Here is an 11,560-nt window from a genome sequence, read left to right as displayed (position 1 = left end):
CCCGGCGAACATCCGCATGGCACGCGACTGGGACGACAGGCCCACGCCCTACCGCGCGGCCGCCTGGGCCCGCGTCCCGCTCCAGGCCCCGCTCGTCGGCTGGGCGCTGCGCCTGTCCGCGCGCACCCGCCGCTGAGGCCCCGCCCGGCCCGCACCCGCCGCTGACACCGGCCCCGTTAACGAGAACCCGCCCCGGCGCTCAGCTCCCGAGCGTCCGGTCCAGGTTCACCGTCGCGCTGATGAGCGCGAGGTGGGTGAACGCCTGCGGGAAGTTGCCCAGTTGCTCGCCCGTGGGCCCGATCTGCTCCGCGTACAGGCCGACATGGTTGGCGTACGTGAACATCTTCTCCAGCGCGAGGCGCGCGCCCTCCACGTCCCCCGTCCGCGTCAGCGCCTCCACCCACCAGAACGAGCAGATCGAGAACGTGCCCTCCGCGCCCTCCAGGCCGTCGGGCGAGAGCCTCGGGTCGTAGCGGAAGACGAGGCTGTCCGCGACGAGATCGCGGCGGATCGCCTCCACCGTGCCGAGGAAGCGCGGGTCGGTGGGGGAGAGGAACTTCACCATCGGCATGAGGAGCAGCGCCGCGTCCACCACCGCGTCGCCGCCGACCGCCTCCTCCGCCTCGGCGCAGTCCCCGGGCCGCAGCCGCTGGGTGAACGTCCCGGCCGCCTCGTCCCAGCCCTCCTCGATGATCTGCCGGTACATCGTGTCCCGCGTCGCCATCCACCGCCCCAGGTCCCCCGGCAGCCCCCGCTGCCGCGCCACCCGCACCATCCGCTCCACGGCGACCCAGCACATGAGCCGCGAGTACGTGTGCCGCTGGCGCCCGGCCCGGGTCTCCCAGATGCTCTCGTCCGGCTGGTCCCAGTGGTCGAGCAGCCAGTCGAGCAGCGTGCACAGGTCGGTCCACGCCTCGTACGAGATGCCCTTGCCGTACTTGTTGAACAGGTAGACCGAGTCGATGAGTTCGCCGAAGATGTCGAGCTGGAGCTGATCCTTCGCCCCGTTGCCGACCCGGCACGGCGCCGAGCCCCGGTACCCCTCCCAGTGGTCGAGCACGACCTCCTCGCGCACCGCCTCGCCGTCGATCGAGTACAGCGCGCGCAGCGGGCCGCCCTCACCGCTCACGCACGCCTTGCGCAGCAGCCGCGTCAGCCAGCCCGTGAAGGCGTCCGCCTCCTCCGTGAAGCCGAGCCGCAGCAGCGCGTAGAGCGAGAACGCCGCGTCCCTGATCCACACGTACCGGTAGTCCCAGTTCCGCTCGCCGCCCACCCGCTCCGGCAGGCCGAGCGTCGGCGCGGCGATCACCGCGCCGCTCGGCTCGTGCGTGAGCAGCTTCAGGGTCAGCACGGAGCGGTGCACGCGCTCGCGCCAGCGGCCCGCGTACGCCGAGCGGGAGAGCCAGCCGCGCCAGTACGCGACCGTACCGAGGAACAGCTCCTCGACCTCGGCCTCCGACGTCTCGCCGGTGTCCTCGCGCGCGTCCTCCAGGACGAAGGCGGCCGACTCGCCCGCCGAGAGCGTGAACTCACCGTGCGCGTCCCGACCCCCGACCCGCAGCGGGACCCGCGTGCGCAGCGCGAGCGCCCCCGCAGGGCCCGCGAACTCGGCCCCGTACGCCGTGGCGCGCGCCTCGTGCGGAGCGCGCCCGTAATCCATGCGCGGCGCGATCTCCGTCCGCATCGGCATCCGCCCCCGCACGCACACCACACGCCGCACGAGCCGCTGCCGGTGCGCCTCGTCCTTCGGCCGAAGGAGCGGCATGAAGTCCTGCACCTCGACGATGCCGTCCTCGGTGAGCATGCGCGTCACGAGGATGTTCGTGTCGGGGAAGTAGAACTGGTGATACGTCGCGTCCTCCGCCGCCGGGGCGATCCGCCAGCGCCCGCCCTCGCGCGCGTCGAGCAGCGCGCCGAAGAGGCTCGGCGAGTCGAAGCGCGGGGCGCAGAACCAGTCGACACTGCCGTCCACCGCGACGAGCGCGGCCGTGCGCAGATCACCGATGAGACCGTGCTCCGCGATCGGCGGGTACGCGCCGTGCCGCTCCTGCTCCGCCATCGTCCGGCCTCCCGGGCTCGGGCCGGGAAGCGGGCGCGGCCCCGGCCGGTCCGCACCGCCAGTGTCAAGGCCCGCGCCGTCCTCCGCACGCGCAGAGCGCCCTGGGCATCACCGGGGACCCCTGGTCAGCGTGGGTGGCGCGGGGGCAGACTGCTCCCATGAGCACCCAACGCATCGGCCTCGTCGGCTCCGGTTCCTGGGCCGAGCACACCCACGCCCCCGCGCTCGCCGCGCACCCCGGGGTCACCTTCACCGGGGTCTGGGGCCGCAGGCCCGAGGCCGCCGCGGCACTCGCCACGGCGCACGGCGTCCCCGCCTTCAGCGGTGAGGACGGCTTCGCGGAGCTCCTCGAAGCCAGCGACGCGCTCGCCTTCGCGCTCCCCCCGGACGTGCAGGCCCCGCTCGCGACGCGTGCCGCCGAGGCGGGCCGCCACCTCCTCCTCGACAAGCCGGTCGCCACCGACGCCGCGACGGGCCGCGCCCTCGCCGACGCCGCCACGGCCGCGGGCGTCGCCTCCGTCGTCTTCACGACCATGCGCTTCGCCCCGGCGTCCGCCGCCTGGCTCGCGGACCTCGCCCGGCGGGACGGCTGGATCACCGGGCGCGCGGAGTGGTTCGGCGGCCTGTACGGGAGCGACGCGGACCCGAGCCCCGACTCGTCGTGGCGTCGCGAGAAGGGCGGCCTGTGGGACGTGGGCCCGCACGCCCTGTCCGTGCTCCTCGCCGTCCTCGGCGACGTCGAGGCGATCACGGCCGTACGCGGCGCACCGGACCTGACCCACCTGATCCTGCGCCACACCTCGGGCGCCACCAGTTCGGCCGCGCTCACCCTGAGCGCCCCGAAGGCCGCCGCGGGCGTCACCGCGACCTTCCGGGGCACCGAGGGCGTCGAGAGCCTTCCCGAGGGCCGCGACACCTCCGTCACCTCGTTCACGGCGGCGATCGACGCGCTGCTCACGGCGATCGACACGAAGACCCCGCACCCGTGCGACGTGCGCTTCGGAGCCCGGCTGACGGAACTCCTGGCGGAGGCGGAGGGGCAGCTGAAGGCGGCGGGGGAGTAGGCGAACCCCCTTGGCGTGCGGCCCCGGCCCGGCTCAGCAGGTCACGCCGGCGCCGGGGCTCACGCCCAGCAGACGCGTGAAGGAGCGGTACAGGCCCGCCCGGTGCTCCATCTGGGCCGGGCCCGCGCCGTCGCACTCCGCCGTGCCGTTGAGGCTGCGGATCGTCTCGCCGAAGCCCGCGCGCCGCACCATCGCCTCGTGCCCGGTGAGCGTGCCGGGCCCCGTCTGCGTGTTCCAGTACCAGAGCGCGGTGGCCCAGGCCACGGCCGGATCGCGCTCGACGAGCCAGGGGTCGTGCAGGAGGTCGACGCCGAGGGCGTCCCCGGCGGCCTTGTAGTTGAAGTTCCAGCTCAGCATGATCGCCCCGCGCCCGTAGTAGGCGTCGTGCCCGGCGGGGCAGCCGTAGCTCCGGCCCTCGTCGCAGAAGACCGGGTACGTCTCCTTGTTCTGCGCCACGACGTAGAAGAGCCCGCCCGTCTCATGGCTCACGTTCGCGAGGAACGCGGCGGCCTCCCTCCGCGCCGTCACCGGCCCGCCCTCGCGCGCGAAGCGCGGGTAGGACCGGGTGGCCTCGACCAGGCCCTCGTACGTGAAGAAGGGGTCCCGGTCGGGGAACATCCGCGCGAACTGCCGCTCGCTCACGACGAAGCGGGACGGTCCGGGGTGACGCGGACCGCTCGCGAAGGCGCCACCCGCCGGGAGAACGGTGAGCAGCAGGGCCGCGCACAGGGCGAGGAGCGCGGCGAGGGCGGGGCGGGAGGAGGGGCGTGGCACGGGATCACTCTCCGGACGGTGGGGGACGTCGGGCGCAAGCGCTCCGCAGCCTAGGGGCGGGGACACGCCTGGGGGAGTCCCCTGCGGAGAATTGGCCTGGACCAATCGCCGTGCGCTGGGCCGGTCAACCGCGTATCGACTTATCCGCTTGTCGGCTCGTACGACCGTCCGGCGGTCCTTCATACGAGTGCATCGCGTGTCCCCCGCTCGCCGTTCCCGCCCCCGCCGGGGCACTCCTGCGGCCCCTCCCGTCCCGTACGCGGACAGGTGTGACGCCGGGGCGCGCAGGGAACCCGTGGGTGCGTACCTGACCAGCACGACCGCACCGGCCCGGCCGCCGGCGCTGACGGGTGGCGAAGATGAGCTCGTACATGGGACCAGAGGACTACGGACAGGACCCCCTCGGGGAATTCCTCGCGCGTTTCTTCGGCGGCGGCGGCCCGTCCCAGGGCCGGCGCCAGCCCCGCTACTACGACTTCGCGCGCCTCATGAGCGAGCCGACCCGCCAGCTTGTCCAGCAGGCCGCCAACTACGCCGCCCAGAACGGCAGCAGCGACCTCGGCACCGAGCATCTGCTGCGCGCCGCCGTCGCCGCCGAACCCACCCGGGAACTCCTCGCCCAGGCCGGAGTGGACCCGGACCAGGTGGGCGCGGAGATCGACGAGCACGCCGAGCGCGGCCCGGCCCGCAGCTCCATCGCCGTCAGCCCCGCCGTCAAGCGCGCGCTCATGGACTCGCACGAGATCGCCCGCGCCTCCGGCTCCTCCTACATCGGCCCCGAGCACCTCCTCGCGGCCCTCGCCGCCAACAAGGACGCCACCGCCGGGCGCATCCTCGACGCCGCCCGCTTCTCGCCCGGCACCTCCGGGCCCGCGCCCGGCGAGCACCCGAGCGGGGTGTGGGGCAACGGCGAGCGCGGCCCGGCCCCGGGCGCCAGGCCCGGCGGGAACAGCAAGACGCCCACGCTCGACAAGTACGGCACCGACCTCACCGAGGCCGCCCGGCAGGGCCGCATCGACCCCGTCATCGGCCGCGAGAAGGAGATCGAGCAGACCGTCGAGGTCCTCGCCCGGCGCGGCAAGAACAACCCGGTCCTCATCGGCGAGGCCGGCGTCGGCAAGACCGCCGTCGTCGAGGGACTCGCCCAGCGCATGGCCGACGGCGACGTGCCCGACATCCTCGCCGACCGCCGCGTCGTTCAGCTCAACCTGTCCGCCCTGGTCGCGGGCACCCGTTACCGCGGCGACTTCGAGGAACGCCTCACCGGGCTCGTCGACGAGGTCCGCGAGCACTCCGACGAGGTGATCCTCTTCATCGACGAACTCCACACCGTCGTCGGCGCGGGCGGCGGGGGCGGTGGCGAGGGCGGCGGCTCGATGGACGCGAGCAACATGCTCAAGCCCGCGCTCGCACGCGGCGAACTCCACGTCATCGGCGCCACGACGCTGGAGGAGTACCGCCGCTACATCGAGAAGGACGCGGCCCTCGCCCGCCGCTTCCAGCCCATCCTCGTGCCCGAACCGAGCACCGCGGACGCCATCGAGATCCTGCGCGGCCTGCGCGACCGCTACGAGGCCCACCACCAGGTCCGCTACACCGACGAGGCCCTCGTCGCGGCCGTCGAGCTGTCCGACCGCTACCTCACCGACCGCTTCCTCCCCGACAAGGCGATCGACCTCGTCGACCAGGCGGGCGCCCGCGTCCGCATGCGCTCCTCGACCCGCGGCACCGACGTGCGCGCCCTCCAGCGCGAGGCCGAGCAACTGCGCCGCGACAAGGACCAGGCCGTCGCCGCCGAGCAGTACGAACGCGCCACCGAACTGCGCGACAAGCTCGGCGAGCTGGAGAGGCGCATCGAGTCCAGCGGCGACCCGCACCCCAACAAGGACACCATCGCCGAGGTCACCGTCGACGACATCGCGGGCGTCGTCTCGCGCCAGACCGGCATCCCCGTCAGCTCGCTCACGCAGGAGGAGAAGGAGCGCCTGCTCGGCCTGGAGGAGCACCTCCACGCCCGGGTCATCGGCCAGGACGAGGCCGTGACCGCCGTCGCCGACGCCGTCCTGCGCTCGCGCGCCGGGCTCTCCACGGGTGACCGGCCCATCGGCAGCTTCCTCTTCCTCGGCCCGACTGGCGTCGGCAAGACGGAACTCGCCCGCACCCTCGCCGAGGCGCTCTTCGGCAGCGAGGACCGCATGGTGCGGCTCGACATGAGCGAGTACCAGGAACGCCACACCGTCTCACGGCTCGTCGGGGCGCCCCCCGGATACGTCGGCCACGAGGAGGCCGGGCAGCTCACCGAGGCGGTGCGCCGCAACCCGTACTCGCTGCTCCTGCTCGACGAGATCGAGAAGGCGCACCCCGACGTCTTCAACATCCTCCTCCAGGTCCTCGACGACGGCCGCCTCACCGACTCCCAGGGCCGCACCGTCAACTTCACCAACACCGTCATCGTCATGACGAGCAACCTCGGCTCCGAGGCGATCACGAGCAAGGGCCGGCTCGGCTTCGGCAGCAATGACACCGAGAGCGACGAGGAGGACCGCAGGGAACGCGTGCTGCGCCCCCTGCGCGAACAGTTCCGGCCCGAATTCCTCAACCGCATCGACGAGATCGTCATCTTCCGCCAGCTCGACGACAGCCAACTGCGCAAGATCACCGACCTGTTGCTGGACGAGACGCGGCGCGGACTGCGCGCCCAGGGCGTCGAGGTCACCTTCACCCCGGCCGCCGTCGCCTGGATCGCCCACCACGGCTACCAGCCCGAGTACGGGGCGCGCCCCCTGCGCCGCACCATCCAGCGCGAGGTCACCAACGAACTCTCGCGCAAACTGCTGCGCGGCGAACTCCCCGAGCACACGGCCCTCGTCGTCGACGCCGAGGAGGACGCACCCCGCCTCCTCTTCCGCACGGAGACCGAGACGGGCAAGGGCACGAGGACGGAACCGGCGACGGACTGACCACGGGCGGGCCGCGCGCGGGGCTCCGTAGCGGCGCGGGGCGTGGCGCGGGGCGTGGTGCGGGGCCCGGCGGCCGTACGCGGCGGCGCGCGTCCCGTACCCTGCGCGCGTGCTCCCTTACGACGTCCTCGTCCTCAACGGCGGCTCCAGCTCCGGCACCACGAGCCTCGCCCGTGCCCTCCAGGACCTCCTGCTCCCCGAACCCTGGCTCCTGTGCGCCGTGGACGCACTCGTCGAGGCCCTGCCCGCCGCGTTGCGCGAGGAGGACGCGGGCGGGACGGGGGAGGGGATCGTCCTCGCGGCGGACGGCTCGGTACGCCCCGGCGCGACCTTCCGCCGCGTCGAAGCCGCCTGGATGGCGGGTGTCGCGGCGACCGCGCGGGCCGGGACGCGCGTCGTGGTGGACGACGTCTTCCTCGGCGGCGCGGCCTCGCAGGCCCGCTGGGCGCACGCGCTGACGGGGCTGCGGACCGCCTGGGTCGGCGTGCGCTGCGCCCCCGCCGTCGCCGAGGCCCGCGAGGCGCGAAGGCCGGACCGGGTGCGCGGCATGGCGGCACGTCAGGCCCTCTTGGTGCACGAAGGCGTACGCTACGACGTCGAGTCGGAGACGACGCACGGCGACCCGGCGGCGTGCGCGCGCGAGGTGCTGCGGGGGCTTGGCGCGTCCGCGTAGGTGCCTGGAGGGGGACTCGGCCGGGGGCGTTCTCCGGGGTCGTACGGCCGAAGCTCCCTACTTCCCGTCCCCGTCCGCCGCCGCCATGAGCGTCGCGAGGTCGAGCTTGCCCATCTTCATCATGGCGGCCATCGCGCGCCCCGCGCGTTCCTGGTCCGGGCCCGCGAGGAGGTCGAGGAACGGGATCGGGGCGATCTGCCAGGACAGGCCCCAGCGGTCCTTGAGCCAGCCGCACGGGCCCTCGGAGCCGCCGAGGCTCAGGGCGTCCCAGTAGTGGTCGATCTCGGCCTGGTCGGCGCACTCGACGACGAGCGAGACCGCCTCGGTGAAGTGGAACTCCGGGCCGCCGTTGAGCGCGTTGTGCCGGGTCCCGTCGAGCGTGAAGTCGACGGTGAGGACGGAGCCCGCGGGGCGGGGACCGCCCTCCTGGTAGTACGTCACGCGGTCGACCTGCGAGTTCGGGAAGACGGAGACGTAGTACTCGGCGGCCTCCAGCGCCTCGCTGTCGAACCACAGACTCGGGATGACGTGCGGCATGGGATGCCCTCCTCGGCCGGGGCGCACGGCCACTCCGCACGTCCTCACCAGCTACGACCGTCCCACCGCCCCGGACTCATCGCATCCCGGCCCGCCGCGCGTCTCCCGTAGGCTCCCGGGGTGTTCTCGTTCCGCCTGCCCGGCCTCCTGCTCGCCGTCCTCCTCCTCCTCGCCGCCTGCGGCACGGACCCGGCGCCCAGCGCCTCCCCCGGCGCGAGCCGGAGCCCGCGCCTCCCGCCGCGTCATCAAGGCGTCGACTACCAGCTCGGCGGCTCCTACCCGCCCCCCGCCGGCGCCCGGATCGTCGTCCGCGACCACACGGCGAAGCCCGCAGCGGGGCACTACAACGTCTGCTACGTCAACGCCTTCCAGGCCCAGCCCGGACGCACCGCCGACTGGCCCGCCGACCTCCTCCTGCGCGACGCGCGCGGCAAGGCCGTCATCGACCGCGACTGGCACGAGCAACTCATCGACCTGCGCACCCCGGAGCGCAGGAAGCGCGCCGCCGCCCGCCTGGGGAAGCAGATCGCGGGCTGCGCCGAACACGGCTTCCAGGCCGTCGAGCCCGACAACTACGACAGCTACACGCGCTCCCACGGCCTCCTCGACGCCTCCGACGCCACCGCCTACCTCACCCTCCTCGCCCGCACGGCCCACCACCACGGCCTCGCCATCGCCCAGAAGAACACGGCCGAGCTGGCGTCCCGGCGCGAGAAGGTCGGCCTCGACTTCGCCGTCACCGAGGAGTGCGGCGCGTACGAGGAGTGCGGGACGTACCTGCGCGCCTTCGACGGGCACGTCGTCGACATCGAGTACACGCGCGAGGGGCTGCGCGCGGCCTGCGCGGTGCGGGGGCTGCGCCCCGCGGTCGTGCTGCGCGATCTGGACCTCGTACCGCGCGGCGAGAAGGGGTACGTACGGGCCGTGTGCCCCGCCTCCTGAAGCGGGGCCCGGTCCCGACCGGTGCCGGAGCCGCCTCCGGTTGCGTCCGCCGCCCACGCGGGGACCCTTGACGGAGGACGCGTGGGCGCCGTTTCGGGTGCCGCGCCCCCACCGGAGAGGACGCACCATGCCCGCGATCACCACGCGTGACGGAGTCGAAATCTTCTACAAGGACTGGGGCAAGGGCCGCCCCGTCGTCTTCATCCACGGCTGGCCGCTGAACGGCGACGCCTGGCAGGACCAGCTCAAGGCCGTCGCCGACGCCGGGTACCGCGGCATCGCGCACGACCGGCGCGGACACGGCCGCTCGACACCGGTCTACGACGGCTACGACTTCGACACCTTCGCGGACGACCTGCACGACCTCCTCACCGAGCTGGACCTGCGCGACGTCACCCTCGTCGCGCACTCGATGGGCGGCGGCGAACTCGCGCGCTACATCGGCCGCCACGGCACGGACCGCATCCACTCCGCCGTCTTCCTCTCGGCGATCCCGCCGCTCATGCTCCAGGGTCCCGACAACCCGGAGGGCGTCCCGCAGAGCGTCTTCGACGACATCAAGAAGGGAATCCTCGCGGAGCGCTCGCAGTTCTGGCGCGATACGGCCGTGGGCTTCTGCGGCGCCAACCGGGAGGGGAACAAGGTCACCCAGGGCAACAAGGACGAGTTCTGGCGCATGGCCATGCAGGAGACCATCGAGGGCAGTGTGGCCTGCGTCGACGCCTTCGCGGCGACGGACTTCCACGAGGACCTGAAGAAGTTCGACATCCCCACCCTCGTCGTGCACGGCGACGACGACCAGGTGGTGCCGATCGACGCCACCGGCAAGAAGACCGCCGAGCTCGTCCCCGGCGCCGAGCTGAAGATCTACGAGGGCGGCTCGCACGGCATCGCCCTCGTCCCGGGCCACAAGGAGAAGTTCAACAAGGACCTCCTGGACTTCCTGAAGAAGTGACGGGACGACGCACGCCGAAGGGGCGGCACCGAGCGGTGCCGCCCCTTCGGCGTGCGGTGGGCGCGGGCGCGCGGTCAGTCCGGCAGCGGCTTCACGCTGCGCGGCGTGCTCGGCGACTGGTGCGTGCTCGTCGGGAGCATCCTGATCTCGCCCTCGGGGTTGATCTCCGCCTGCACGATGCCCGTCTCGTCGCGGTAGAGCGGGGCGCCGCTCGGGCCCGTCTGCTGGGTGCGGGTCACTGTCACGGCGGCCGGGCCACCGCCCGGCTCGCCCACGATCTCGGCGGCGTCGAAGGTCAGCTCGTAGCGCTCGGGCTGCATGACAGGCTCCGTCCTGCGGGAGGGTCGCGGGCACCGGCTGCCCCCTGCATGATGCGGGCAGCGGCCCGGCGGGGGCGTGCGGAGGTGCGCCGTTCGGGGCGCAACCGCCCGGCGCTCGGGGGCGTGGTACGGGAGCTTCAGGGGGCGCACTCCAGCACTCCGGGGCGGAGCCTCACCACCCCAGCCCGTGGAACTCCCTGCGCAGCGCCGCGAAGCCCCGCTCCTCGCGCGAGGGGTGCACGCGGTTGGTGAGCAGGACCGCGTACCGTCCCGTGGCCGGGTCGATCCACAGGCTGGTCCCCGTGAACCCCGTGTGCCCGTACGCGCCGGGGCCGAACGAGCCGCCGACGGGCGAGGCGTCGCCGGGGTCCTGGCCCTGCCAGGCGAGTGCCCGGCGCAGGTTCAGCGCGTCGGTGTGCGGGGCCGTCATGCGCGCGTACGTCTCGGGGCGCAGCAGCTCGGGCGCTCCGCCCGCGAGCGAGCGGGCGAGCGCCTCGACGTCGGCGAGCGGGGCGAAGAGCCCGGCGTGCCCCGCGATCCCGCCGAGCACGACCGCGTTCTCGTCGTGGACCTCGCCCCGCACCACGCGTCCCCGCCACGGGCACTTCTCGGTCGCCACCGCCCGCTGTGCCGGCACTGGCCCGAACCCGGTCCCGCGCAGCCCGAGCGGCGCGCACACGTACCGGTCCACGAGCGCGTCGAGCCCTTCGCCGCCCGCCGCCTCGGCGAGCAGCCCGAGGAGCATGAAGCCCTGCGAGGAGTACGTGACGTGCTGCCCGGGCGGCCCGCTCAGCGGCAGCCGCGCGAGCCCGTCGAGCAGCGCCTCGCGGGTCGGGTGCGTGCGGTACATCGGGACCTGGCCGGGCAGCCCCGAGGTGTGGGTGAGCAGGTCGGCGACGGTCAGCGGCGCGAGCGGGGTGTCGCGGTAGCGGGGCAGGTACGTGGCGAGCGGCGCTTCGAGCGCGAGGGCACCGCGCTCGGCGAGGGCAACGACGACGAGACCCACGACGGGTTTCGTCACGGAGGCGAGGTCCCACAGCTCCGTGCCGTCCAGCGGGGGACCGTCCCAGGCCCGCGTCCCGAGCCACCCGCGGTCCACGCCGCCGTCCGGGGTCGAAAGGGCCCAGGCGGCACCCGAGTACAGGCCCCGCTCCCGGCCCGCGGCCAGCAGCGCCCGCCGTGCCGCGCCCGCCTCCGTACGCTCCGCGCTCATCGGTCCTCGCCTCCCGCCTCGACGAGGCCCAGGCGCGGCGGGGCCTCCGCCGCCAGCCCGGCC

General features: G+C 73.9%; 10 protein-coding genes. 5 read left to right on the top strand and 5 right to left on the bottom strand.

Going from position 1 to position 11,560, the window contains the following annotated elements; translation table 11 throughout:
* Window positions 1-199 precede the first annotated feature (199 nt).
* A complete protein-coding gene (locus G3I42_RS33510; RefSeq protein WP_164291440.1) occupies window positions 200-2,059 on the bottom strand; it encodes a glycoside hydrolase family 15 protein in 1,860 nt (619 codons plus the stop codon).
* Window positions 2,060-2,217: 158 nt separating this feature from the next.
* Here G3I42_RS33510 and G3I42_RS33505 point away from each other — a divergent pair, with 158 nt between their 5' ends.
* Window positions 2,218-3,123: a Gfo/Idh/MocA family oxidoreductase gene (locus tag G3I42_RS33505; RefSeq protein WP_164291439.1), complete on the top strand. Its 906-nt coding sequence runs from the start codon at window positions 2,218-2,220 to the stop codon at window positions 3,121-3,123.
* Between the two features lie 33 nt (window positions 3,124-3,156).
* On the opposite strand, the gene G3I42_RS33500 is transcribed toward G3I42_RS33505, so the two are convergent.
* Window positions 3,157-3,897, bottom strand: coding sequence for a chitinase (locus G3I42_RS33500; protein WP_164291438.1), 741 nt, complete (start codon window positions 3,895-3,897; stop codon window positions 3,157-3,159).
* A gap of 371 nt (window positions 3,898-4,268) precedes the next feature.
* On the opposite strand from G3I42_RS33500, the gene G3I42_RS33495 reads away from it, so the two are divergent.
* Together G3I42_RS33495 and G3I42_RS33490 are read left to right on the top strand one after the other, a co-directional pair.
* Window positions 4,269-6,857 carry an ATP-dependent Clp protease ATP-binding subunit gene (locus G3I42_RS33495; RefSeq protein ID WP_164291437.1) on the top strand — a complete coding sequence of 863 codons (2,589 nt, stop codon included), beginning with the start codon at window positions 4,269-4,271 and terminating at the stop codon, window positions 6,855-6,857.
* Window positions 6,858-6,966: 109 nt separating this feature from the next.
* Window positions 6,967-7,530, top strand: coding sequence for a chemotaxis protein (locus G3I42_RS33490; RefSeq protein ID WP_164291436.1), 564 nt, complete (start codon window positions 6,967-6,969; stop codon window positions 7,528-7,530).
* A gap of 57 nt (window positions 7,531-7,587) precedes the next feature.
* Here G3I42_RS33490 and G3I42_RS33485 read toward each other — a convergent pair whose 3' ends face one another.
* Window positions 7,588-8,067 (bottom strand): VOC family protein, encoded by a 480-nt coding sequence (locus G3I42_RS33485; RefSeq protein ID WP_164291435.1) that lies wholly within the window; start codon window positions 8,065-8,067, stop codon window positions 7,588-7,590.
* A gap of 120 nt (window positions 8,068-8,187) precedes the next feature.
* On the opposite strand from G3I42_RS33485, the gene G3I42_RS33480 reads away from it, so the two are divergent.
* On the top strand, window positions 8,188-9,009 hold the full coding sequence (locus G3I42_RS33480) for an endo alpha-1,4 polygalactosaminidase (RefSeq protein ID WP_164291434.1): 822 nt from the start codon (window positions 8,188-8,190) through the stop codon (window positions 9,007-9,009).
* 127 nt (window positions 9,010-9,136) lie between these two features.
* A complete protein-coding gene (locus G3I42_RS33475) occupies window positions 9,137-9,964 on the top strand; it encodes an alpha/beta hydrolase (RefSeq protein WP_164291433.1) in 828 nt (275 codons plus the stop codon).
* A 74-nt stretch (window positions 9,965-10,038) separates the two neighbouring features.
* Here the strand turns inward: G3I42_RS33475 and G3I42_RS33470 are convergent, their stop codons facing one another.
* Complete coding sequence (locus G3I42_RS33470) at window positions 10,039-10,284, bottom strand: DUF6296 family protein (RefSeq protein ID WP_164291432.1); 246 nt, start codon at window positions 10,282-10,284, stop codon at window positions 10,039-10,041.
* A 172-nt stretch (window positions 10,285-10,456) separates the two neighbouring features.
* A complete protein-coding gene (locus G3I42_RS33465; RefSeq protein WP_164291431.1) occupies window positions 10,457-11,497 on the bottom strand; it encodes a serine hydrolase domain-containing protein in 1,041 nt (346 codons plus the stop codon).
* Window positions 11,498-11,560: the final 63 nt, after the last annotated feature.

The organism is Streptomyces sp. SID11385 (assembly GCF_010548245.1).
Classification (GTDB): domain Bacteria; phylum Actinomycetota; class Actinomycetes; order Streptomycetales; family Streptomycetaceae; genus Streptomyces.
This window is presented reverse-complemented; position numbering and strand designations above follow the sequence as displayed.